Origin of the sequence: uncultured Jannaschia sp. (assembly GCF_947494055.1) — a bacterium.
Classification (GTDB): Bacteria; Pseudomonadota; Alphaproteobacteria; order Rhodobacterales; family Rhodobacteraceae; genus Jannaschia.
Genome location: NZ_CANLTR010000008.1, coordinates 95,725 through 117,378 on the forward strand (window position 1 = coordinate 95,725; position 21,654 = coordinate 117,378).

A 21,654-nucleotide genomic window follows, 5' to 3' on the forward strand; every position below is an offset into this window, starting at 1 on the left:
TGCACCGCAGGAGGCCACGCCATGCTGACCCGCCTCGTCGATGCGCTGGCCCGGATCATGGCGATCCTCGGCGGCCTCGTCCTTGCCGGGCTGGTCGTGATAACCTGTCTGTCGATCGCCGGGCGGTTCGTGAACGGGCTTCTCTATCTCGAGCCGCTCGCGGGAACGGGGCCGGCCGAGGCGCTGCTTGCCCTCGGGATCGGGCCGATCGATGGCGATTTCGAACTGATCGAAGCGGGTATGGCCTTCGCGATCTTCGCCTTCCTTCCGATCACGCAGCTCAGAGGCGCGCATGCGGCGGTCGACGTCTTTACCGCGCGGATGGGGGAGGGGGCGAACCGTGTGTTCGGGCTTCTGTGGTCCGTCGTCTTCGCGGGCGTCCTGGTCCTCATTGCCTGGCAGCTCTGGCTCGGAACCGAAGCGAAGATGCGCTACGGCGAGACGACCTACCTCATTCAGTTTCCGCTCTGGTGGGCCTACGCGGCCTCACTCACCGGCGCCGTGGCAGCCGCGCTCGTCGCCGTCTACGTCGCCATTCTACGCGCGGTCGAGCTGTCGACGGGGCAGGCGATCCTGCTGCCGGACGGGGACGGACGGTGAGCGATTTCGAGATAGGGCTGTGGAGCTTCCCCGCGCTGATGCTCCTCATCTTCCTGCGGATGCCGATCGGGCTCGCCATGTTCGTCGCGGGCGTGGTCGGTCTTTGGCTCGTCACCGGCAGCAACAACATGGCGTTCAGCCGGCTGAAGAATGAGACCTACTCGACCTTCTCCTCCTACTCGCTCTCCATCGTGCCGATGTTCCTACTGATGGGGCATTTCGCGACGCTGGGCGGCATGAGCCAAGCGCTGTTCCGCGCGGCCGAGGGGTTCCTCGGCCATCGGCGCGGCGGGGTGGCGATGGCGGCCGTGGGGGCCTGCGCGGGCTTCGGGGCGATCTGCGGATCCTCGCTCGCCACGGCGGCGACGATGGGGCGCGTGGCCCTGCCGGAGCTGCGCCGCTACGGCTACGACGGCGGCTTCTCGACGGCGACGCTGGCAGCGGGGGGCACGCTCGGCATCCTGATCCCACCGTCGGTGGTGCTGGTGATCTACGCGATCCTGACGGAGCAGAACATCGCCAAGCTGTTTCTCGCGGCCTTCGTGCCGGGCCTGCTCGCCGCCCTGGGCTACGCGGGCGCGATCGCGATCTACGTGCGGCGGAACCCCGGCTCCGCCGGCACCAGGCCGCCGATCCCGATGCGGGTGCGGTTTCGCCACCTCGCGGCCGTCTGGCCGGTGCTGCTGATCTTCGTCGCAGTCGTGGGGGGCATCTACGGCGGCGTCTTCACGCCCACCGAGGCCGCGGCGGTCGGCGCCCTCGGCACCGGGCTGATCGCCCTCGCCAATGGCGGGCTGACCGGGCGCACCCTGGTCGAGAGTTTCGTGGCGACGGCCAAGGCCTCCGCGATGATATTCTTCATCGTCCTGGGCGCGGCGATCTACAACGGCTTCCTCGCGCGCACTCAGGTTCCGCAGGAGCTGTCCGCCTGGGTGGTGGGGCAGGGGTTCGCGCCGATCACCGTGCTTCTGGTCGTGCTGCTCTTCTACCTCGTCTTCGGCTGCCTGATGGATTCGCTGTCGATGATCCTGCTGACGATCCCGATCTTCTTCCCGGTGATCTCCGCGCTCAATTTCGGGATGACGCCGGAGCAGGTCGCGATCTGGTTCGGCATCCTCGTCCTCGTCGTGGTGGAGGTCGGGCTGATCACGCCGCCAGTCGGCATGAACCTGTTCGTCATCAACGCGATGTCGCAGGAGACGCCGATCCTCGCGACCTACCGCGCGATCCTCTACTTCGTGGCGTCGGATTTCGTGCGGATCGCCGTGCTCGTGGCGTTTCCGGCGATCACGCTGTTCCTGATCAGCTGAGGGCCTTGGCCCTTTCCCTTAGAAGGTGGACCGGGATCAGAAGTCGAGGTTCTCGACCGACAGCGCGTTGTCCTGAATGAACTCGCGGCGCGGCTCCACGACGTCGCCCATGAGCTTCGTGAACACGTCGTCGGCCTCGGTCATGTCCTCGATCCGCACCTGCAGGAGGGTGCGCGCCTCGGGATCGAGCGTCGTCTCCCAGAGCTGATCGGGGTTCATTTCGCCCAAGCCCTTGTAACGCTGCATCGTCAGGCCCTTCTCGCCCTCCGTCAGGATCGCGTCGAGTAGGTCGGTCGGGCCGTGAATGATCGTCTCTCGGTCCTTGCGGGCGAGCTTCGCGGGGTCGCGGTAGACATCCGCCGTCTCGCGCGCGACTTCAGCCAGCTTGCGGGCCTCGCCGGAGCGCAGGACGGCGCCGTCGAGGGTACGCACCTCCTCCACCCCGCGCAGAATCCGCGCAAGCCGGATCCCGTGATCCTGCGTGATGCGGCCCTGCCAGCCCTGCTCGTATTCGACGGCGACCTGATCGAGCCGGGTTGCCACCGCGTCGGCGATGCCCTGCAGATCCGCGTCGGCCTGCCCGACCTCGAAGGCGCCGGCAAGCGCCGCCTGCTCGAGGATGTGGCGCGGATAATGCGTCGGGAACGCTTCGAGGATGCGGCGGAAGTTGCGCGCGGCCTGCACCACACGGTCGAGGTCGCGGCCGGCGATCTCCTCCCCGGAAGGCATGCGCAAGACGGCGCCGTCAGTGCCCTGCTGGATCAGGTAATCCTCAAGCGCCGTCTGGTCCTTCAGGTAGACCTCCGATCGGCCGCGGCCGACCTTGTAGAGCGGCGGCTGCGCGATGTAGAGATGCCCGCTTTCGATGATCTCCGGCATCTGGCGGTAGAAGAACGTCAGCAGCAGCGTGCGGATATGCGCGCCGTCCACGTCGGCGTCGGTCATGATGACGATCTTGTGGTAGCGCAGCTTGCCGAGCGCGAACTCGTCGCGGCCGATGCCGGTCCCCATCGCGGTGATGAGCGTCCCGATTTCCTGACTGGACAGCATCCGGTCGAAGCGGGCGCGCTCGACGTTGAGGATCTTGCCCCGCAGCGGCAGCACCGCCTGGTTCTGACGGGCGCGGCCCTGCTTGGCGGAGCCGCCGGCGCTGTCGCCTTCCACGAGGAAGAGCTCAGCCTTGGCCGGGTCCTTCTCCTGGCAATCGGCGAGTTTGCCGGGCAGCGAGGCCACGTCCATCGCGGTCTTGCGCCGTGTGAGCTCACGGGCCTTGCGCGCCGCCTCGCGGGCGAGTGCGGCCTCGATGATCTTGCCGACGATCGACCGTGCCTCGGTCGGGTTCTCCTCGAACCACTCGGCGAGCTTCTCGTTCACGAGGTTCTCCACTGCCGGGCGCACCTCGGAGGAGACGAGCTTGTCCTTGGTCTGCGACGAGAACTTCGGGTCCGGCACCTTGACCGACAGCACGCAGGTCAGCCCCTCGCGCGCATCGTCGCCGGTGAAGTTGACCTTCTCGCGCTTCGCGATGCCGGAGGATTGCGCGTAGAGATTGATCGTCCGCGTCAGCGCCCCGCGCAGGCCCGCGAGATGGGTCCCGCCGTCGCGCTGCGGGATGTTGTTGGTGAAGGGCAGGACGGTCTCGTGGTAGGTGTCGTTCCACCACATCGCGACTTCGACCCCGATCCCGTCGCGCTCTCCGTTCATGTAGATCGGCGCATCCATCACCGAGGTCTTGGAGCGGTCGATGTAGCGGACGAACTCGCGCACGCCGCCCTCGTAGAAGAAATCGGTCCGCAGCGCCTCGGCGGGCCGTTCGTCCTCCAGCACGATCTTCACGCCGGAATTGAGGAAGGCCAGCTCGCGCAGCCGGTGCTCGAGCGTCTTGTAGACGTAATCGAGGTTCGAGAAGGTCGAGGTCGAGGCCATGAACCGCACCTCGGTCCCGGTCTCGTCCGACGGGCCGACGACGCTCAGATGCTCGGCCGTGAACCCGCCCTCGAACCGGGCGACATGCTCCTGCCCGTCGCGCCAGATCCGCAGTTCCAGCCAGTCCGACAGCGCGTTGACGACCGAGACGCCGACGCCGTGCAGGCCCCCCGAAACCTTGTAGGAGTTCTGGTCGAACTTCCCGCCGGCATGGAGCTGGGTCATGATGACCTCGGCCGCGGAGACGCCCTCCTCCTCGTGGATGCCCACGGGGATGCCACGTCCATTGTCGCGGACGGAGACGCTGGAATCGGCGTGGATCTTGACGCTCACCTGCGTCGCGTGGCCGGCCAGCGCCTCGTCGATGCCGTTGTCGACGACCTCGTAGACCATGTGGTGCAGGCCGGACCCATCGTCGGTGTCGCCGATATACATGCCCGGACGCTTGCGGACCGCTTCCAAGCCCTTCAGGACCTTGATGGAATCCGCGCCGTATTCCTGCGGCTTCATGTCGTGCTCGGCCATGTCGTGTGCTTTCCGTCCTGTTGCGCAACATATACGGTCACGAACCGCCGATGTCACGCTGGACGCACCATATTTTGTGGCTTCAGGCGGGGGCGAGCCTGCCGTCCGCGTCGAGTGTCCAGAACGGGTTGTGCGCGTATTCCCAGACATGCCCGTCCGGGTCCGCCCAGTAGGAGGAGTAGCCGCCCCAATCCATCTTCACCGGCCGCGCCAGCACCGTGGCTCCGGCCTCGATCGCTTGCGCATAGGCCGCGTCCACTTCGGCGGCCGAACGCCAGTTCACCGCGAGCGTGGTGGCCCCGCGGCCGAGTTCCCCCGCCGGCCGCCCCTGCTCGGCGGCGAGGTCGTCGAGCCCGAACAGGCCGAGCTTCATGCCGCCGAGATCGAAGAAGGCCACGCTCGGCGGGCTTTCCTCGGCGCGGAAGCCCAGCCGCTCGTAGAAGGCGCGCGCCGCGGCGACGTCGCGGACACCGAGGGTGACGAGATTGATGCGGTCTGCCTTCATGGGGTCGTCTCCTCCGTCCGGCTGTCGCCGTCCGTTTCCGTAATGCGCAGATGATGCGCCCGGCCGCCCATTTCGGCAAACAGTTCCGGTCCGGTGCCCGTCAGAAAGGCCTGCGCGTCGAGCGTCAGGAGCGCGTCGTAGAGCGCCGCGCGCCGGTCGGCGTCGAGATGCGCGGCCACTTCGTCCAGAAGCAGGATCGGCGCGCGGCCGCTCTCGGCGCGGAGCGCGCGGGCATTGGCGAGGATGAGCGAGATGAGAAGCGCCTTCTGCTCCCCGGTCGAGCAGAGCCGCGCTTCCATGCCCTTTGCGCTGTAGACGGCCAGCAGATCGGCGCGGTGCGGTCCGACGAGCGTCCGCCCGGCCCCCATGTCGCGCGAACGGGTGGCGGCGAGGGCGGCGGCGAGGTCGTCCTCGGTGTCCGCCGGCGCGTCCCCCAGGTCGATCAGCTTGAGATCGGCGGCAGGGAAGGGGCCGTCCGCGATTTGTGCCGTACGCAGGCGCTCGAGCGCGTCGCGACGGCGGACATGGATGCCGGCCCCGTGGCGGGCCATCTGCACCTCCAGCGCTTCGTACCAATGCGCGTCCCGCACCCCGTCGCGCAGCAGGCGATTGCGGTCGCGCATCGCCTTCTCGTAGGCCAGCACGCCCTCGCCGTGCTCGGGCCGAAAGCTCATCGTCATCCGGTCGAGGAACCGCCGCCGCCCCTCCGCCCCCTCGAGCCAGAGACGGTCCATCGACGGGACGAGCCAGAGGATACGGGCGAGCCGCGCCAGCGCCACCTGCGGCGCGGCCTTGTCGTCGATCCGCGTCGTGCGGGGCTGACCCGGCTCGGCGCGCAGCTCGACCTCGTGGCCGGCAAGACCGGCCACCACGCGCCAGCCGATCTCCTCGGGTCGACGGATGATCTCCGCCGCCTCCGCCCGCCGCATGCCGCGGCCGGGCGAAAGCAGCGACACCGCCTCGAGAAGGTTGGTCTTGCCCGCGCCGTTCGGACCGGAGATCGCCACGGGCCGTCCGTCGAAGGCGAGCCGTGTACGGCGGTGCGAGCGGAAATGCGACAGGGCGAGCGTCTCGACCCTGTCGGCCGTGGGTTCAGACACGCATCGGCATGACGACGTAGACGGCGCTTTGATCGTCGCCCTCGCGCATCAGCGTGGGATCGCCCGCGTTGTTGAACAGGAACACCGCCATCTCGTGGTCGACCTGCGCGGCGATTTCCTGGAGGTACTTGGCGTTGAAGCCGATCTCCAGCTTCTCGTCGGCATAGGCCACGGCCAGTTCCTCCTCGGCGGCGCCGGAATCGGGCGCGTTAACCGAAAGCGTCAGCCGGTCCTCGTCGAGCATGAGCTTCACTGCCCGCGACCGCTCGGACGACACTGTCGCCACCCGGTCCACGGCCTTGGCGAAGTCCTTGGCGTCGACCTTCATCTCACGCGTGTTTCCCGTCGGGATGACGCGGGCGTAGTCCGGGAAGGTGCCGTCGATCACCTTAGAGGTCAACGTGATCTGCGGCGTGGCGAAGCGGATCTTCGTCTCGGAGACGGAAACCTCGATCTGGGTGTCGTCGTCGGAGAGCAGCTTGCGAACCTGGTCCACCGTCTTGCGCGGGACGATCACGCCCGGCATCTCCTCCGCGCCCGCGGGCAGAGGGGCGTCCACGCGCGCCAGACGGTGTCCGTCCGTCGCCACGGCGCGCAGGGTCCGGCCGCCTTCCGCCTCGGCGACATGCATGTAGACGCCGTTCAGGTAGTACCGCGTCTCCTCGGTGGAGATGGCGAAGCGCGACTTGTCGAAGAGGCGGCGCAGGAGCTTCGCCTCGCAGGTGAAGGTCGCCGAATAATCCGACGAGGCCATGACCGGGAAGTCGTCCTTCGAGAGCGTCGCCAGCGAGAAATGCGACCGCCCCGCCGTCACCTCGAGCCGGCCATGCGACGCGTCCTCGATTACCTGCACCAGCGCGCCGTCGGGCAGCTTCCGGACGATTTCGTGGAACAGCACGGCGGAAACGGTGGTGGCGCCCGCGCGCTCCACCTGCGCCACGGTGCGGTCGATCACCTCGATGTCGAGGTCGGTGGCCTTGAAGCTCACCCCATCGCCTTCGGCCTGCATCAGCACGTTGGCGAGAATCGGGATCGTGTTACGGCGCTCCACCACGGCCTGCGCCTGGTTGACCGCGTCGAGAAGCGCGGCGCGCTCGATGGAGAACTTCATGTCAAACCTCGCCTGATCGGACACGCAGAATAGCGGGCAAGTGGCCGGGTGCAACGTCTTGTTGCGGTCGAGGCCGCGACAGGGCGTTCGTGGGGCGTTGGCTTGTCAGCGCGGTGCTGAGAAGGAGGGCCTTGGACCGCCAAAGCCGCACGCCGAGGTTGTGCCAGGTCGGTCATCGGGGCCGGCGCCAGTCGTGGTTCGGGGCTCCGCCCGTTCGCGCCTCGATCGGTCCACTGGACCGATCGCCGGGCTGTGCCCGGATCGGCGCTTACCCTTCCAGTTTTCTTTGCAGAAGCTGGGCGTCCTCGGCGACCTGCGGGTCCTCGACGATCAGTTCCTCGATCTTGCGCACCGCGTAGAGGACCGTCGTGTGGTCGCGCCCGCCGAATTTGCGCCCGATCTCGGGATAGCTGCGCGGCGTCAGCTTCTTGGCGAGCCACATCGCCATCTGCCGCGGCCGGGCGACGTTGCGCGCCCGCCGCGACGAGGTCATGTCGGACATCCGAAGCGCGTAGTGCTCACAGGTGACCTTCATGATCTGCTCGATGGTCAGCTTTCGCTCGGATTGCTTCAGCAGATCGAGCAGACAATCCTGCGCCTCCTCCATCGTGATCCGGTGATCGACGAGCTCGGCGAAGGCGAAGAGCCGCATCACCGCGCCCTCGAGCACGCGGATCGAGGCGTTGATCCGGGTCGCGAGGAACTCGATCACCCCGTCCTCGAGCTCGAAATTCGGGTGCTGCGCCGCGTAGGTGTCGACGCGGTGCTGCAGCACGCCCAGCCGCAACTCGTAATCGGCCGGGTGCAAATCCACCACGAGCCCCGATTGCAGGCGCGAGGTGATCCGCTCCTCGAGGTCGGAGATCTCGGCGGGGCTGCGATCGGCGGAGATCACCACCTGCTTGCCCTGATCCACGAGCGCGTTGAACGTGTGGAAGAACTCCTCCTGCGTGCTGTCCTTGCCGGCGATGAACTGCACGTCATCCACGAGCAGGACGTCCACCGTTCGGAACAGGTGCTTGAAGTCCATCGTCGCCTTCTCGCGCAGCGCCTGCACGAAGCGGTACATGAACTGCTCGGCGGAAAGGTACATGACCTTCCGCTCGGGGCTCGCCACCTGCAATTCCCAGGCGATGGCCTGCATCAGGTGCGTCTTGCCGAGGCCCACGCGGCCGTGGAGGAAGAGCGGGTTGAAGCTGACCGAGCCGCCGGCGGCGACCCGGCGGGCGGCGGCATGGGCAAGCTCGTTGGACTTGCCCACGATGAAGCTGTCGAAGGTGAAGCGGCGGTCGAGATTGTTGAGCGTCCGCGCACGGGTGCGCGGTGTCGACTCGTCGGGCGTGACCGGGCGGGCTGTGGCGGCGATCCGGCGGCCGGTCGCGCCGCAGACGAGCCGCGCCACATCGGCCCCGCCGCCGGAGACGTTGCGCAGGATCACGTCCTCGAAATTCTGCATCACCCACTTGCCGATGAAATCCGTGGGCGAGGCGAGCGTCAGCGTCCCGTCGTCGAGCGACGCGAAGGACAACGGCTCGATCCATGTCGTGTAGTTATGCGCACCGATATCTTCCCGGATCGCGCCTTTCGCCCGGTCCCACGCCTCGTTCGTCATCGTCTCGGCCCCCGCCTTGTCCCGTCTCTCATCACCGTCAGGTCTGCCGCCAGGCCAGACCGCAAGCCTTCCAGCCATTCAGGGTTCCCCGGTGCGCATGTTCGTCCAGGTCCCCTTCGAAGCCTTCGGCCACGTTGAGGCATTCCCCGGGCCGACCCTCGGCGGACAGAAGCTCCGCCACGGCCCGCGCGGCCTGCATCGATCGGGCGCCGGAGCGGCAGATGAACAGGTAGCGGCTCGCGTCGCGGCCGACCTCTTCGAGCAGCCCCGGCGCAAAGGCCGGGTCGCGCGCCATGTCGGGCCAATGCTGCCATTCCCGGCGGACGGCCTCGCGGCCCAAGGCGGACAGATCCGGTCCCCCCACGAAGCCCCATTCGGCCTTCGTCCGGACGTCGACCAGAACGGCATCGGCGTCGTTCGACAATATCTCCCACGCGCCCCGAGGTCCCACCTCGGACACGCGCGGACCCGTGTCCGTGCTCATCGACATCCCCATCATCGCGATCTGACTCGCTGTCCTTGGAATATCTCCCGGTCACGCGAGGCTTCAACAACACTTCGTTGTTGACTCTACCGGGGGGTGTCAGAAATCCGTTACGATGTCCCCAAGCTCTTGTCCCGTAACAATAAAAAAGCCCGCCGTTCGGCGGGCTCTCGAATCTCTTGACCTGTGACCGGGCGTGGCGCCCGGCCGCGGAATCACTCGGCCAGCGTCTTCACGCGGCTCGACAGACGGGACATCTTCCGGGCCGCCGTGTTCTTGTGGAAGACGCCTTTCGACACGCCCCGCATCAGTTCGGGCTGCGCGGCGCGAAGCGCTTCGGTCGCGGCGCTCTGGTCGCCCGAGGCGATCGCCTCCTCGACCTTGCGCAGGTAGGTGCGGATGCGGGAGCGGCGGGCCTTGTTTACGGCGAATCGGCGCTCGTTCTGACGGGCGCGTTTCTTGGCTTGCGGCGAATTGGCCATGTCGGGTCTGATCCTCGGAGGTTCGTGTCAAACGTAAGCGTCCGAGGACCTGTCGCGCCGATCCGGCGCAAAGCCAATTCCGGCCAGAGCGGGCCTCACACGCATGATGGGCGGCCCTTAGCCGCAGGCGCGGGGCGCGTCAACCGTCGGTCCGCTGGCGTCCGGGCGTTACTTGTCGCGGAACTGCGGTTCGCGCTTTTCGACGAAGGCGGCCATGCCCTCGGCGCGGTCCTCGGTGGCAAAGAGGGCGTGGAACAGGCGCTTTTCGAGGAGCAGGCCCTCGCTAAGCCCCATCTCCTGGCTCTGGTTCACCGCCTCCTTGATCGCGGTGACGGTGACCATCGACTTCTCGGCGATCTTTCCGGCGGCCGCCATCGCCTCGTCCAAAAGCTTCTTGGCGGGCACGACGCGGCTGACGAGCCCGGCGCGTTCGGCCTCGCCGGCATCCATGAACCGCCCGGTCAGGTGCATGTCCATCGACTTGGCCTTGCCCACGGCACGCGTGAGGCGCTGCGTGCCGCCCATTCCGGCGACGATGCCGAGATTGACCTCGGGCTGGCCGAACTTCGCCGTGTCGGCGGCGATGATGAAATCGCACATCATCGCGAGCTCGCAGCCCCCGCCCAGTGCGTAGCCCGCCACGGCCGCGATGATCGGCTTGCGTGTCGCGCAGATCGTCTTCGCCTCCGAGCCGAAGAAGTCGCCCATGAAGACGTCGACGAAGCTCTTCTCGGCCATCTCGTTGATGTCGGCGCCGGCGGCGAAAGCCTTTTCCGAGCCGGTCAGAAGGATGCAGCGGACCTTCTCGTTGGCCTGCGCCGCGCCGAGCGCGCGGCCGAGCTCCTCCAGCAGCCGGGTACTGAGCGCGTTCATCGCGTCGGGACGATCGAGCCGGATCACGGCGACGTGGTTCGTGACGTCGACCTTCAGAGTTTCGTAAGCCATCTGCGCTCCCCCGGGGCGTCTGCTTATGAAGCCATAACGCCTGCATGGATCGCGAGCCGGGTTCAAGTCACCTTTGACAGAGCCGGCAATGGAACGTGGAGCGGCCGGACTGCACGATGCGGCGCACGATTCCGTTGCAACCCGGGGTGGGACAGGGGCGCCCCTCGCGGTCGTAGACGCGGAAGCCGTGCTGGAAGTAGCCCAGCGTGCCGTCCGCCTGCCGATGGTCGCGCAGGCTTGAGCCGCCCGCCACGATGGCCTCGCCCAGCACCTCGCGGATTGTGGGGACCAGTCGTTCGATCCGCTTCGCCGCGATGCGTCCCGCCCGCCGGGTCGGTGCGATACCGGCGCGGTGCAGCGCCTCGCAGACATAGATGTTGCCGAGGCCCGCCACGATCCGCTGGTCGAGGAGCGCAGCCTTAACCGGCGTGTTGCGACCCCGGAACGCGGCGTTCAGGTATTCGTCGTGAAAGTCGTTGCCCAGCGGCTCCGGCCCGAGCTTCGCCATCAGCCAGTGGTTCTCGAGATCCTCGGTGGGCCAGAGATCCATCGCGCCGAAGCGGCGTGCATCGTTGAAGGTCACGCGATGCGTCGCTGTGTGGAGCACCACGTGGTCGTGCTGCGTCAGCCAGCCGGCGCCTCGATGGAACGCTCCAGGCTGCGTCGCCGCGCTTGCGAGGTCGTCGACCACCATCCGTCCCGACATGCCGAGATGGACGATCAGCGTCTCGCCCGTGTCGAGATGCATGAGCAGGTATTTCGACCGCCGCCCGAGCGCGCGGATCGTCGCACCCGTCAGCCGTTCGGCCATGGCTTCCGGAAACGGCCAGCGCAAATCGGGGCGCCGCACCTCCACACGCACAAGCCGCGCGCCTTCGAGTGCGGGGGCGAGCCCCCGGCGGACCGTCTCGACTTCGGGAAGCTCGGGCATCGGGGCTTTCGTTGCAGGCGGGCGGTCGCGCCCTATAAGTCACCCCGACAGATGAGGACGGCCAGACCATGACGCAAGACACGCCCGACGGGACCGCCCGCACGACGCATTTCGGGAACGAGACCGTGCGCGAGGACGAGAAGGCCGGACGCGTCCACGGCGTCTTCACTTCGGTCGCGTCGCGATACGACGTGATGAACGACGCCATGTCGATGGGCGTCCACCGGGTCTGGAAGGATGCGATGCTCGACTGGCTCGCCCCGCGTTCGGGGCAGCGGCTCCTCGACGTGGCCGGCGGGACTGGCGACATCGCCTTCCGCTTTTTGGCCCGTGCCCCGGAAGCAAGCGCGACCGTCTGCGACATGACCGAGAGCATGCTCCTCTCCGGCCGGGGCCGCGCGGAGGCAGGCAACCTCGAGGAACGGCTCGACTGGGTCGTGGGCGACGCGATGGCGCTGCCGTTCCCGGATGCGAGCTTCGACGTCTACACGATCAGCTTCGGCATCCGGAACGTCACCCGGATCGGCGACGCGCTGGCGGAGGCCCATCGCGTACTGCGCCCCGGCGGGCGGCTCATGGTGCTGGAGTTCAGTCAGCTTCCGAACCCGCTCCTGCAGCGTGCCTACGACCTCTATTCCTTCAACGTCATTCCCCGGATGGGAGAGGCGCTCGCCGGCGACCGCGACAGCTACCAGTATCTCGTCGAGTCGATTCGCAAGTTCCCCGACCAGGATCGCTTCGCCGCGATGATCGTGGATGCCGGCTTCGAGCAGGTCCGCTATCGCAACCTCTCCTTCGGGATCGCCGCGCTGCATTCCGGCTGGAAGCTGTAGGTGCGCGGCCCGCACAACATCTGGCGGCTTATCCGCACCGCGGGCACGTTCGAACGGACCGGTGCGATGGAGGTCGTGCTCGAACAGATGCGGGCGCCGCGCGAATTGCGCGTCGCCGCCCGTGTGCTGGGCTGGCCGTTCCGGTGGCTGGGCTACGAGGGCGACCCGGCGCTGCCGCCGGTCACGCGCGCGGTGACGGCCCTCGGACCCAGCTACATCAAGCTTGGCCAGATCCTGTCGACCCGTCCCGATTTCGTCGGCGACGACCTCGCGGTGCAGCTTCGCGTCCTTCAGGACAAGCTGCCGCCGTTCCCGACCGAGATTGCCCGCGCCACGGTCGAGGCCGAGCTCGAGGCGCCGGTCGAGACGATCTTCTCCGAGTTCTCCGAGCCGGTCGCCGCCGCCTCGATCGCGCAGGTGCACCAGGCCCGGCTCGTCGCCGACGGGCGCCGCGTGGCGGTCAAGATCCTGCGCCCCCACATCGCCCGGGCCTTTCGCCGCGACATCGACGCGTTCTACTTCGCCGCCCGCATGATCGAGTGGCTCTCGCCCTCTACCCGGCGTCTGCGTCCGATGGACGTGATCGGCCATTTCGACAACACCGTCCGGCAGGAGCTCGATCTGCGCACGGAGGCCGCCGCGGCGGGCGAGTTCGCCGCCAACACGGCGCGCGATGCGGGCTTCCGGGTGCCGCAGGTGGAATGGACCCTCTCCAGCCGGGCCGTGATGACGCTCGACTGGGAGGACGGGATCGGCATGTCGGACGTGGCGGCGATCGACGCCGCCGGCCACGATCGCGTCGCCCTGGCCGAGCGGGTGGTCGCGATGTTCCTGCGCCATGCGCTGCGCGACGGCTACTTCCATGCCGACATGCACCAGGGAAACCTGAAGGTCGCGCCGAACGGCGACATCGTGGCGCTCGATTTCGGGATCATGGGCCGGCTCGACGAATACACGCGTCGCGTCTACGCCGAGATCCTGATGGGCTTCATCCGGAAGGATTACCGCCGCGTGGCCGAGGTCCATTTCGAGGCGGGCTACGTACCGGCCGATCGCGACATCGACCTCTTTGCGCAGGCGTTGCGCTCCGTGGGGGAGCCGATCTTCGGAATGGACTCCTCGCGCATCTCGATGGGGCGGCTTCTGGCCTATCTCTTCGAGGTGACCGAGCGGTTCGGGATGGAGACGCGGACGGAACTCATCCTCCTGCAGCGCACGATGGTCGTGGTCGAGGGTGTGGCGCGGACGCTCGATCCACGCATGAACCTCTGGACCGCCGCGCGGCCCGAAGTGGAGCGCTACATTCGCGAGAATCTGGGGCCCAAGGCCTTCGCGCGCGACCTCGCCCGCACTGCGCGTGTCCTGGCCCGCTTCGGGCCGCATCTGCCGCAAGCGGTCGAGGATGCGCTGCGGCGGCCCGACCGGGACGAACCCCGCCGGCCGAGACGGAGCGACCGGGCCGTCTGGTTCGTGGCCGGCGTCATCACGACCGCCGCCGCGGCACTGGTCGCGGCGCTCTATTAGGCGCGTTCGTGTCCGACAGGGCGGGTCCTACTGCGCCGCGCGGATCGATTGCATGTCCGACATCGGCAGGCGGACGCCGCCCTTCAGGACGATCTCCGTGCCGTCGTCGCCCAGGACAACTTCGCTGACGGACGCGTAATGCGCCACCGGAGTCCGGTCGAGCTGCAGGTCGCCCGCCCAGGAATCAACATGCAGATTGTAAAGGCCCGGCGGCACGGAACCGGCCTGCGCCGCCGACGGCCATCCGATGGATTCCGCATCCGGGTCGATGGCGTAACGTCCGACCTCGTTGCCGAGCCCGTCGACCACGACCAGCTCGGCCCGGTCGGCGGCCGGCTTGATCGCCGTGTGCAACACGTTGCTCGTGCCGTCATGGGCGACCGGGCCTTCGTGGCGGACTTCCATGCCGATGAAGCTCGCCGCGCTCGTGGCCTGCTGGCTGTCGAAGCGCGTGATCATCGACTTCAGAAGGTCGTTGGTCTGCACCGCCTGCTCGACATTCGAGAAAGTGGCGAGCTGGGCGGTGTATTCGGTCGAATCCGCGGGCTCCATCGGGTCCTGATTGCGGATCTGCGTAGTCAGCAGTTTCAGGAACATCTCGAAATCGCCGCTCGTCTTCGCGGCGGCCGTGTCGTCGGCGGCGTTCGGCGCTCTGGCAGGCCCGGCCTGGGCGCCGGAGGTCGGTGAGGTGACGTCCATAGGATTCTCCTAGATGCGGATGTCGAGGCGCCCGCGCGGGACGGCTGGCCGGGCGATGGCCGGTTCGGTCGCGTCGGGCAGGGCATCGGCCGCTTCCCCCGTCTCTCCGTTGGCTGCGTGATCACGAGCCAGAGACGCCTCGCGCCGGTCCTGTCCGCCCGAAATGTCGAACCCGTCGAGAGCCAGACCTTCCGACAGGAGCGCCCGGTGCAATCCTTCGAGTTGCCGGCGGACGGCTTCGACCGATTCGGGCCGATCGACATGGACGACGAGGTGCAGGCCGCGCTCGGTCGTCGCCAACGTGAGTTTCAGCTTGCCGAGTTCGGCGGGTGCGAGTTCGAGCTCCGTGCTCAGATCGCCTGAGCCGTTGCGCAGCGAGACGCCGTCGGCCTCGGCCTTGGCGGCCAGCTCCTGAAGGCGCTGCACGATTCCGCCCTTCAGTTCAGGCAGGGGAACGGGGCGGAGCTCTGTGGTTCCGGCACGAGACTCGGCGCGCGCTTCGTCGCGGGCCGACATGGCCGCGTCGAGTTCCGGCATGGCATCGACATTCGCCGTGGGCTCGAGCGTCGGGGTCATGTCCGGAGCGAGGTTCGGTGCGGCCGGCATGGGGGCGGTCGCGGCGGCCGGGCTGGCGTTCGGCGCAGGCGATCCCGGTCCGGACGGTTCGGTACCTGCTCCGGCAAGATCCGAAGCGGCGGATCCTTCCGACCGCAGGTTGATCTGTCCCGGCATCGATGCGGGAACGGGACGGCCGCTCGGTTCGCCGGGCAGCGGTGATGCCGCCGGGGCGCCATCGCTGTCCGCTGCGGTGCGTCGGATGTCGGACGTTGCCGCCCCGATGCCCGCTTCGCGCGAAGTCTCGTCACGAGAGAGACCGGACCCGCCCGGACGGACGATAGCGCTCTGAGCAGCTACGACCTGTCCGGCGTCGGGCTCCGGGGCAGATGCCGTCGCGCGGCCGGTCTGGACCGGATTGCTCGCCGAAGCAGCGGAACCCTGAAGCTCCGCTCGGATATCGCGTTCACTCCTGTCGCGGCCCGGGTTGGTGTCCGGTGTTTCGCCGATAGACGCAGTGGGTGCGGAACCGGGCTCGTCAACCTGGACAAGCTCGGACGCTGCCGGCGGTGCGGCATCAGAATTGGCGGTCTGCCTCTGATCTTGAGACGGTTGCTCCACGGCGTCGAGGGCAGCGCGGAGCCAGTCAGGTATCGGATGCCCGGCAATCTCGCCCTCGACCTCGACCGTCGTCGGCGTTTCCGACTCGATTCCGACCGGCTTCTCCGCGGGCCCGACGGCAGCCTCCGCGTCCGCACCGGTCAGCGCGGCAAGCAAAGCCTCGAAGGTCGCGCCGGCCTCATGGCCATCCTCCGCGCCGGTTTCGGCGCGCGGTCCACCGGCATCGGAAGGGAAGGCGGACGCGTTGAGGGCGGTCAGGAACTCGGGTGTCATGTAACGTCCGGCAAGAATCGACTCGTTCATGCTGACCTACGCGCCCGGCATTACGAAAACCTTTACCTCCACGTGGTCCAACCCCGCCGACCTGATCCAGAATGGAGGCGTGCGCATGACCGACCCGATCTCTTCCACGACGCTTCGGACGCCTCCCTCGCTCGGTCCGGCCGCCGCCGATGCGCGCGAGACGGCGCTTCGCAAGCAGGCAGAGCAGCTGGAGAGCCTTCTCTTCGCGCAGCTACTCAGCGTCTCGGGCACCGGGTCGCCGTCGCCGGCGGGCGGTGGCGAGACGCAGTTCGACAGCTTCCTGCGGCAGGCGCAGGCCGATGCCGTCGCGCAAAGCGGGCAGACGGGACTCGCCGAAGCGATCTACCGCTCGTTGGCGAAGCGGGTCTGAGCACTGCGGACCTTTCCGGAACGAAACGAAATACGGTCCGACGGGCAGCCTGCGGTCGGTGAGATCGCTCTCCGTAGCTGCCAAGTTCGGGACCCGTCAGCCTTCCGGCAGGTCATCTCCCTCACCGGGGCGCAGCCCATGCGGCGGATCGGCAACGATGCGGCCCGCGGCGATGTCGACGGTCGGGACGACCTCGCGGGTGAAGGGCAGCAGGATGGACGCGCCGCCGCGGGGCCGCACCTCCAGAAGATCGCCTGCACCGTGATCGTGGATCGCATGGACACGGCCGAGCTCGACGCCGCCGGTATCGAGCACCGTCAAACCGATCAGGTCTGAATGGTAATATTCGTCGTCATTGGGCGCGGGCAGGGCGTCGCGATGCGCCCAGAGGCGCTGGCCGCGCATTGCTTCGGCCGCTTCCTTGTGGGGCACGCCGGACAGGCGGACGGCATAGCCGCCCTTCACCGGTCGCACGATCGTCAGCTTGCGGACGGAGCCGTCGTCGAGGGTCAGTGGCCCGTAGTCGCCGATCGCCGAGGGCTCGGCGCAGAAACTCTTGATGCGGACCTCGCCGCGCACGCCGTAGCTGCCGGTGATGGCGCCGAGACAGACGTGGTTCTTCATCGCGGGACCCGTATGGCGGACAATGGATGGCGATCGCCGTCGGGCGATCGGGGACCTGCCGGGCCCGGAGCCCATGCATCCCCGGGTTGTCGCGGGGCCGCCCTCTGGCCGCCCCGCGTTGTGATCCTCACTCGGAGGCGGCTTCCTCGGCCGGTGCCTCCGCGGCAGGTGCGTTCTTTGCCTCCTCCTCGGCGGCCTTCAGGGCGGCGGCCTTTTCCTCGCGCTCTTTGGCGCGCTCCTGCGCCTTCTTGCCGGGCTCCGCCTTCTTCATGTTGGCGCGGGTCTTCTTCTCGGTAACGCCGGCCGCCTCGAGGAAGCGCGCGACGCGGTCGGTCGGCTGCGCACCGATCGACAGCCAGTGCTGCACCCGCTCCATGTTCATCCTGACGCGGTCCTCGCTGTCCTTGGGCAGAAGCGGGCTGTAGGTGCCGAGCTTCTCGATGAAGCGGCCGTCGCGGGCCATGCGGCTGTCCGCGGCGACGATGGAATAGTACGGGCGCTTCTTGGAGCCGCCGCGGGCGAGCCTGATCTTCATTGCCATGATGTGTTCTCCGTTCAGGGGTAGTTCAGGATTGGTGTTTCCGGTGATGTCGGATGACTTCCTCGATGATGAAGGCGAGGAATTCCTTGGCGAAGGCGGGATCGAGCCCCGCCTCCCGCGCGAGCCGCTCGAGCCGTGCGATCTGCAGCTCTTCCCGGGCGGGATCGGAGGGCGGCAGATCGTGTTCGGCCTTGAGCCGTCCCACGGCCTGCGTGCGCGTGAAGCGCTCGGCCAGCGTGTAGACGAGGATCGCGTCGAGGCGGTCGATGGCGGCACGGTGCTCGGCCAGGAGCGTCGCGGCCCGGTCGGCGGCGTCTGTCATGTCGTCTCCCCCGCGTTCCAGTGGCGCCAGATCGTCACCGTGCCGTCGTAGGCCGTGCCCGCGGGCCGCGCGCCGAGGCGGGCGGCGAGGCGTTCGGACCGGGCGTTGCCGATCGTGACGTAGCTTGCGAGCGTCGGCAGGCGCAGCGCATGGCGGGCATGGTCGCGCGCCGCCGCGGCCGCCTCAAACGCGAGGCCCTGGCCCTCGAACCGGTCGACCAGCAGCCAGCCCAGTTCGTGCTCCGCGTCCCCCGGCTCGGTTCCGATGAGCACGAAGCCCGCGACGTCGTCCGCATGCTCGATGGTCCAGGCCCCGTGGCCACGCAGCAGCCAAGTCGCGGTCATACCGCAAAAGTCCGACCAGGTCTGCTCGGCCGTCCACGGTCCGCCCATATGGGCGCCGCGCTCGGTGCCGGTGATGCCGTGTAGCGCCTCGAAATCCGTCAGTCGCGGCGCGCGCAGGATGCAGCGCGGCGTGCGCAGGACGGGAACGAGTGCTTCCAGCGCGGCGGCGCGGGCGGCAGCGTCGGGCGTGACCGGAATGGCGAGCGGCGCAATCATGCAAGGACCTCCGGCGCCGGATGGCGGTAGACCCGCGTGTCGTCGCCGGCCGTCTCGGCCGAACCATCGCGGCTGGCGCCCAGCCGCTCCGCGACGGCGACCGAAGCTGCGTTGTCAGGGTGGATATAGCTGACCGCGGTGGTCCAGCCGAGCGTGTCATAGGCAAATGTCCGGCTCGCGCGCGCCGCCTCGGTGGCAATGCCCTGGCCCTCGGCCTCCTCCGACCAGAGCGTCCAGCCGATCTCGCGCTCCTCCCAGCCGGCAGGATACCAAGGGCCGGCCGCGCCGAGGGGCACGTCTCCGCCCCGGCGGGTGACGACGAACATGCCGTAGCCGCGAAGCACCCAATGCCCGATCATGTGCCCGAAAGCACGCCAGGCATTCGCCTCCGACGGCTCCGTAGACCGCACGAAGCGCGCCCGGTCCGACAGGGCGAAGTCGCACCAGTACGGCCAGTCCGCCGCCACGGGGGCGCGGAGGGTCAGGCGCTCGGTCGCGAGCACCGGGGTGTCGGAAAGCGTGACGGTCACTTCTTGCGTCCGAGCCCGCCCAGACCCGGGGGCAGGGCGCCGCCGCCGAACGGGCTCCCGCCCATGCCGGACATGCCGCCAAGCTGCTTGGCCGCTTCCTGCATCGCGGCCGGGTCCATTTGTGACGGGTCGGGCATGCCACCCTTGCCCATCATCGCCATCGCCTTCTTCAGCATGCCGCCCTTGCCCATCTTCTTCATCATGTCCGCCATCTGGCGGTGCATCTTGAGAAGCTGGTTCAGTTCGGGCACCTCGAGGCCTGCGCCCCTGGCGATGCGTTTCTTTCGGCTCGCCTGCAGGATCGCGGGATTGGCGCGCTCCTTCTTCGTCATCGAGTCGATCAGGGCGATCTGGCGCTTGAGGACCGAATCGTCGATCCCGGCGGCGCTCATCTGCTTCGACATCTTCCCCATGCCGGGAAGCATGCCCATCATGCCCTCCATGCCGCCCATCTTCTGCATCTGCTGAAGCTGGCCCTTGAGATCGTTCATGTTGAAGAGGCCCTTCTGGAACCGCTTCATCATGCGCTCCTGCGCCTCGACCTCCATCGTGGCCTGCGCCTTCTCGACCAGCGCGACGATGTCGCCCATGCCGAGGATGCGGCCGGCGATGCGGGACGGATCGAAGGTCTCGAGCGCGTCCATCTTCTCGCCGAGGCCCACGAAGCGGATCGGCTTGCCGGTCACCGCGCGCATCGAGAGCGCGGCGCCGCCGCGGCCGTCGCCATCCATCCGCGTCAGGATCACGCCGGTCACGCCGACCTTGGCGTCGAACTCCTCGGCAACCTCGACGGCGACCTGGCCGGTCAGGCCGTCGACGACGAGGAGCGTCTCGCGCGGGCTGACGGCGGCATGCACCTGCGCCACCTCGTCCATCAGGACCTGGTCGATCTGCAGCCGGCCCGCGGTGTCGAGCATGTAGACGTCGTAGCCGCCGAGCGCGGCCTGTTGTTTTGCGCGCTTGGCGATGTCGACGGGACGCTGGCCCGCCACGATAGGCAGCGTGTCGACGCCGATCTGCGTACCGAGGATGGCGAGCTGTTCCATCGCGGCGGGGCGGTTCACGTCGAGCGAGGCCATCAGGACGCGCTTGCCCTCGCGGTCCTTGAGCCGCTTGGCGAGCTTCGCCGTGCTGGTCGTCTTGCCGCCGCCCTGCAGGCCGACCATCAGGATCGGCGCGGGCGGGTTGTCGATCTTGAGCGGCGGGATGCCGTCCTCGCCGGCAAGGACCTGCTGCAGCTCGTCGTGTACGATTTTGACGACCTGCTGGCCCGGGGTGATCGACTTGGTGACAGCGGCGCCGGTGGCCTTCGCGGTGACGCGCTTGACGAAGTCGCGAGCCACGGGGAGAGAAACGTCGGCCTCCAGAAGCGCCACGCGCACCTCGCGCATCGCGGTCCGGACGTCGTCCTCGCTGAGCGCGCCTTGCTTGGTGAGGCGGTCGAAGACGCCGCCCAGGCGATCTGACAGGCTCTCGAACATCGCGTCTCTCCTCGTTTCGGGTCCCCGGTCATGAGGCTTGCCCGGCGAATGCATAAACGCCCCCGCGGGCGTACAACGCTGGCGGAGGGCGATCCCCGGCTCGGCCGGGGACCGGAAGTCTGGCGCTTCCGGGTCGGGAGCGCGGATAGAGCAGGGAGGTTGTCAGGTCAAGGGTACGACCGAACCGGCCGCGCCCGTGGTCGCGTCAGGCCGGTAGGCTGCCCGGCACGGGGGTCGCCAGGGCGCCGGTCGCCGCGTGATCGTCGGGCGCCGCGTTCTGGGTCGGCAGCACCTCGGTCGCGCTTTCGGCGGCATCGGCCCAGAAGGCGCCGGCGCGTCTGGCGGCCTGCGCGAAGAAGCGGGCCGTCGTCTCCGCCATCATCGCCTGCGGCAGGACGAAGGCGGCGGTCATCTGTTTCATATAGGGGTTCATCGAGCGGTCCTTCGCAGCGGGTGGACTCGGGAAACGTCGGACCGGGACAAGTCCGTTCCCCGCCATCTTGTCGCAGGAGATGATGGCGGGGAACGCGAGCGAAATGCCGCCGAAGAAGCGTCAGGCGGCTTCGTCGAGCGCGTCGATCTGGGTCTGCGCGGTCTCGACGGCCTGCTCGCCCTTCGAGCTCTGCTGGTCGGCATAGACGAAGGTCACGTCGGTGATGCCCATGAAGCCGAGGATGAAGCGCAGATAGGGGCTCGCATGGTCTATCTCGGAGCCGAAGCCGGTGCCGGCGGACGCGAAAGCCACGATGACCCGCTTGTTCTCGAGCAGGCCGATCGGGCCGTCCTCGGTGTAGCGGAAGGTCTCGCCCGCGCGGGCGACGAGGTCGATCCAGGCCTTGAGCGAGCCGGGAACGTTGAAATTGTAGACCGGTAGCCCGATCAGGATCGTGTCGGCGGCGCGAAGTTCGGCGATCAGTTCGTCGGAAAGCGAGAGCGTCTCCTGATGCTCGGACGTGCGCTGGTCGGCCGGCGTGAAGTTCGCGGCGAGCCATGTGCCCCCGATCTGCGGAACGGCGACGCCGCCCAGATCACGGCGAATATCGGCCGGGCCTACCTTGGCCTCGATCTGATCGAGCAGTTTGTGCGTGACGGAGCCTTGTTCCTTGGCGGAAGAATCGATGCGCAGGATGGTCATGGGAACACCTCTTGGTTTCATGGGT

The 21,654-nt window shown here is 68.0% G+C and carries 24 protein-coding genes; 5 read left to right on the forward strand and 19 right to left on the reverse strand.

Going from position 1 to position 21,654, the window contains the following annotated elements; genetic code table 11:
- Positions 1-21: 21 nt before the first annotated feature.
- Positions 22-600 carry a TRAP transporter small permease gene (locus Q1A87_RS10030; protein WP_299650569.1) on the forward strand — a complete coding sequence of 193 codons (579 nt, stop codon included), beginning with the start codon at positions 22-24 and terminating at the stop codon, positions 598-600.
- Entirely contained in the window at positions 597-1,910 is a 1,314-nt protein-coding gene (locus Q1A87_RS10035; protein ID WP_299650572.1) for a TRAP transporter large permease, read from the forward strand. The genes Q1A87_RS10030 and Q1A87_RS10035 overlap by 4 nt, the downstream gene beginning before the upstream one ends.
- A gap of 36 nt (positions 1,911-1,946) precedes the next feature.
- Here the strand turns inward: Q1A87_RS10035 and gyrB are convergent, their stop codons facing one another.
- From gyrB to mutM, 9 genes are all read right to left on the reverse strand, one after another.
- The gene (gene gyrB, locus Q1A87_RS10040; RefSeq protein ID WP_299650575.1) at positions 1,947-4,361 is read right to left on the reverse strand and encodes a DNA topoisomerase (ATP-hydrolyzing) subunit B; all 2,415 of its coding nucleotides are present in this window, start codon (positions 4,359-4,361) and stop codon (positions 1,947-1,949) included.
- An 82-nt stretch (positions 4,362-4,443) separates the two neighbouring features.
- Positions 4,444-4,866 (reverse strand): VOC family protein, encoded by a 423-nt coding sequence (locus Q1A87_RS10045; protein ID WP_299650578.1) that lies wholly within the window; start codon positions 4,864-4,866, stop codon positions 4,444-4,446.
- Positions 4,863-5,966 carry a DNA replication/repair protein RecF gene (gene recF, locus Q1A87_RS10050; protein ID WP_299650581.1) on the reverse strand — a complete coding sequence of 368 codons (1,104 nt, stop codon included), beginning with the start codon at positions 5,964-5,966 and terminating at the stop codon, positions 4,863-4,865. The genes Q1A87_RS10045 and recF overlap by 4 nt, the downstream gene beginning before the upstream one ends.
- Complete coding sequence (dnaN, locus tag Q1A87_RS10055) at positions 5,959-7,077, reverse strand: DNA polymerase III subunit beta (protein WP_299650584.1); 1,119 nt, start codon at positions 7,075-7,077, stop codon at positions 5,959-5,961. Before dnaN ends, recF begins: the two co-directional genes overlap by 8 nt.
- A gap of 268 nt (positions 7,078-7,345) precedes the next feature.
- Positions 7,346-8,689: a chromosomal replication initiator protein DnaA gene (gene dnaA, locus Q1A87_RS10060; protein WP_299650588.1), complete on the reverse strand. Its 1,344-nt coding sequence runs from the start codon at positions 8,687-8,689 to the stop codon at positions 7,346-7,348.
- Between the two features lie 37 nt (positions 8,690-8,726).
- Positions 8,727-9,173: a rhodanese-like domain-containing protein gene (locus Q1A87_RS10065; protein ID WP_299650591.1), complete on the reverse strand. Its 447-nt coding sequence runs from the start codon at positions 9,171-9,173 to the stop codon at positions 8,727-8,729.
- Positions 9,174-9,388: 215 nt separating this feature from the next.
- A complete protein-coding gene (rpsT, locus tag Q1A87_RS10070) occupies positions 9,389-9,655 on the reverse strand; it encodes a 30S ribosomal protein S20 (protein WP_299650594.1) in 267 nt (88 codons plus the stop codon).
- A 168-nt stretch (positions 9,656-9,823) separates the two neighbouring features.
- Positions 9,824-10,600, reverse strand: coding sequence for an enoyl-CoA hydratase-related protein (locus Q1A87_RS10075; protein WP_299650597.1), 777 nt, complete (start codon positions 10,598-10,600; stop codon positions 9,824-9,826).
- A gap of 67 nt (positions 10,601-10,667) precedes the next feature.
- A complete protein-coding gene (gene mutM / locus Q1A87_RS10080) occupies positions 10,668-11,531 on the reverse strand; it encodes a bifunctional DNA-formamidopyrimidine glycosylase/DNA-(apurinic or apyrimidinic site) lyase (protein WP_299650600.1) in 864 nt (287 codons plus the stop codon).
- A gap of 68 nt (positions 11,532-11,599) precedes the next feature.
- Here mutM and ubiE point away from each other — a divergent pair, with 68 nt between their 5' ends.
- Positions 11,600-12,364, forward strand: coding sequence for a bifunctional demethylmenaquinone methyltransferase/2-methoxy-6-polyprenyl-1,4-benzoquinol methylase UbiE (gene ubiE / locus Q1A87_RS10085; RefSeq protein WP_299650603.1), 765 nt, complete (start codon positions 11,600-11,602; stop codon positions 12,362-12,364).
- Positions 12,365-13,888, forward strand: coding sequence for a 2-polyprenylphenol 6-hydroxylase (gene ubiB, locus Q1A87_RS10090; RefSeq protein WP_299650607.1), 1,524 nt, complete (start codon positions 12,365-12,367; stop codon positions 13,886-13,888).
- 27 nt (positions 13,889-13,915) lie between these two features.
- Here the strand turns inward: ubiB and Q1A87_RS10095 are convergent, their stop codons facing one another.
- Positions 13,916-14,587, reverse strand: coding sequence for a flagellar hook capping FlgD N-terminal domain-containing protein (locus tag Q1A87_RS10095; RefSeq protein WP_299650610.1), 672 nt, complete (start codon positions 14,585-14,587; stop codon positions 13,916-13,918).
- 9 nt (positions 14,588-14,596) lie between these two features.
- A complete protein-coding gene (locus Q1A87_RS10100) occupies positions 14,597-16,066 on the reverse strand; it encodes a flagellar hook-length control protein FliK (protein ID WP_299650613.1) in 1,470 nt (489 codons plus the stop codon).
- Here Q1A87_RS10100 and Q1A87_RS10105 point away from each other — a divergent pair.
- Positions 16,065-16,436 carry a rod-binding protein gene (locus Q1A87_RS10105; RefSeq protein WP_299650616.1) on the forward strand — a complete coding sequence of 124 codons (372 nt, stop codon included), beginning with the start codon at positions 16,065-16,067 and terminating at the stop codon, positions 16,434-16,436. The genes Q1A87_RS10100 and Q1A87_RS10105 overlap by 2 nt on opposite strands.
- Before the next feature lie 96 nt (positions 16,437-16,532).
- Here Q1A87_RS10105 and rimM read toward each other — a convergent pair whose 3' ends face one another.
- From rimM to Q1A87_RS10145, 8 genes are all read right to left on the reverse strand, one after another.
- On the reverse strand, positions 16,533-17,060 hold the full coding sequence (gene rimM / locus Q1A87_RS10110) for a ribosome maturation factor RimM (protein ID WP_299650619.1): 528 nt from the start codon (positions 17,058-17,060) through the stop codon (positions 16,533-16,535).
- A 127-nt stretch (positions 17,061-17,187) separates the two neighbouring features.
- Positions 17,188-17,601 carry a 30S ribosomal protein S16 gene (gene rpsP / locus Q1A87_RS10115; protein ID WP_299650622.1) on the reverse strand — a complete coding sequence of 138 codons (414 nt, stop codon included), beginning with the start codon at positions 17,599-17,601 and terminating at the stop codon, positions 17,188-17,190.
- 25 nt (positions 17,602-17,626) lie between these two features.
- Positions 17,627-17,923: a chorismate mutase gene (locus Q1A87_RS10120; protein WP_299650625.1), complete on the reverse strand. Its 297-nt coding sequence runs from the start codon at positions 17,921-17,923 to the stop codon at positions 17,627-17,629.
- On the reverse strand, positions 17,920-18,483 hold the full coding sequence (locus Q1A87_RS10125) for a GNAT family N-acetyltransferase (protein WP_299650628.1): 564 nt from the start codon (positions 18,481-18,483) through the stop codon (positions 17,920-17,922). Before Q1A87_RS10125 ends, Q1A87_RS10120 begins: the two co-directional genes overlap by 4 nt.
- The gene (locus Q1A87_RS10130; RefSeq protein ID WP_299650631.1) at positions 18,480-19,013 is read right to left on the reverse strand and encodes a GNAT family N-acetyltransferase; all 534 of its coding nucleotides are present in this window, start codon (positions 19,011-19,013) and stop codon (positions 18,480-18,482) included. Before Q1A87_RS10130 ends, Q1A87_RS10125 begins: the two co-directional genes overlap by 4 nt.
- Entirely contained in the window at positions 19,010-20,494 is a 1,485-nt protein-coding gene (gene ffh / locus Q1A87_RS10135) for a signal recognition particle protein (protein ID WP_299650634.1), read from the reverse strand. The genes Q1A87_RS10130 and ffh overlap by 4 nt, the downstream gene beginning before the upstream one ends.
- Before the next feature lie 205 nt (positions 20,495-20,699).
- The gene (locus tag Q1A87_RS10140; RefSeq protein ID WP_299650637.1) at positions 20,700-20,927 is read right to left on the reverse strand and encodes a hypothetical protein; all 228 of its coding nucleotides are present in this window, start codon (positions 20,925-20,927) and stop codon (positions 20,700-20,702) included.
- A gap of 120 nt (positions 20,928-21,047) precedes the next feature.
- A complete protein-coding gene (locus Q1A87_RS10145; protein ID WP_299650640.1) occupies positions 21,048-21,629 on the reverse strand; it encodes an NAD(P)H-dependent oxidoreductase in 582 nt (193 codons plus the stop codon).
- Positions 21,630-21,654: the final 25 nt, after the last annotated feature.

Bases quoted from the DNA above. Each gene is read 5' to 3' on its own strand.
- Q1A87_RS10105 (WP_299650616.1), top strand. From the start codon at position 16,065: ATGCTGACCTACGCGCCCGGCATTACGAAAACCTTTACCTCCACGTGG.
- Q1A87_RS10120 (WP_299650625.1), bottom strand. From the start codon at position 17,923: ATGACAGACGCCGCCGACCGGGCCGCGACGCTCCTGGCCGAGCACCGT.
- Q1A87_RS10045 (WP_299650578.1), bottom strand. From the start codon at position 4,866: ATGAAGGCAGACCGCATCAATCTCGTCACCCTCGGTGTCCGCGACGTC.
- Q1A87_RS10125 (WP_299650628.1), bottom strand. From the start codon at position 18,483: ATGATTGCGCCGCTCGCCATTCCGGTCACGCCCGACGCTGCCGCCCGC.
- mutM (WP_299650600.1), bottom strand. From the start codon at position 11,531: ATGCCCGAGCTTCCCGAAGTCGAGACGGTCCGCCGGGGGCTCGCCCCC.
- Q1A87_RS10095 (WP_299650610.1), bottom strand. From the start codon at position 14,587: ATGGACGTCACCTCACCGACCTCCGGCGCCCAGGCCGGGCCTGCCAGA.
- Q1A87_RS10100 (WP_299650613.1), bottom strand. From the start codon at position 16,066: ATGAACGAGTCGATTCTTGCCGGACGTTACATGACACCCGAGTTCCTG.
- dnaN (WP_299650584.1), bottom strand. From the start codon at position 7,077: ATGAAGTTCTCCATCGAGCGCGCCGCGCTTCTCGACGCGGTCAACCAG.
- rpsP (WP_299650622.1), bottom strand. From the start codon at position 17,601: ATGGCAATGAAGATCAGGCTCGCCCGCGGCGGCTCCAAGAAGCGCCCG.
- Q1A87_RS10030 (WP_299650569.1), top strand. From the start codon at position 22: ATGCTGACCCGCCTCGTCGATGCGCTGGCCCGGATCATGGCGATCCTC.
- ubiE (WP_299650603.1), top strand. From the start codon at position 11,600: ATGACGCAAGACACGCCCGACGGGACCGCCCGCACGACGCATTTCGGG.
- rpsT (WP_299650594.1), bottom strand. From the start codon at position 9,655: ATGGCCAATTCGCCGCAAGCCAAGAAACGCGCCCGTCAGAACGAGCGC.
- rimM (WP_299650619.1), bottom strand. From the start codon at position 17,060: ATGAAGAACCACGTCTGTCTCGGCGCCATCACCGGCAGCTACGGCGTG.
- gyrB (WP_299650575.1), bottom strand. From the start codon at position 4,361: ATGGCCGAGCACGACATGAAGCCGCAGGAATACGGCGCGGATTCCATC.
- Q1A87_RS10065 (WP_299650591.1), bottom strand. From the start codon at position 9,173: ATGAGCACGGACACGGGTCCGCGCGTGTCCGAGGTGGGACCTCGGGGC.
- dnaA (WP_299650588.1), bottom strand. From the start codon at position 8,689: ATGACGAACGAGGCGTGGGACCGGGCGAAAGGCGCGATCCGGGAAGAT.
- Q1A87_RS10145 (WP_299650640.1), bottom strand. From the start codon at position 21,629: ATGACCATCCTGCGCATCGATTCTTCCGCCAAGGAACAAGGCTCCGTC.
- ffh (WP_299650634.1), bottom strand. From the start codon at position 20,494: ATGTTCGAGAGCCTGTCAGATCGCCTGGGCGGCGTCTTCGACCGCCTC.
- Q1A87_RS10140 (WP_299650637.1), bottom strand. From the start codon at position 20,927: ATGAACCCCTATATGAAACAGATGACCGCCGCCTTCGTCCTGCCGCAG.
- Q1A87_RS10075 (WP_299650597.1), bottom strand. From the start codon at position 10,600: ATGGCTTACGAAACTCTGAAGGTCGACGTCACGAACCACGTCGCCGTG.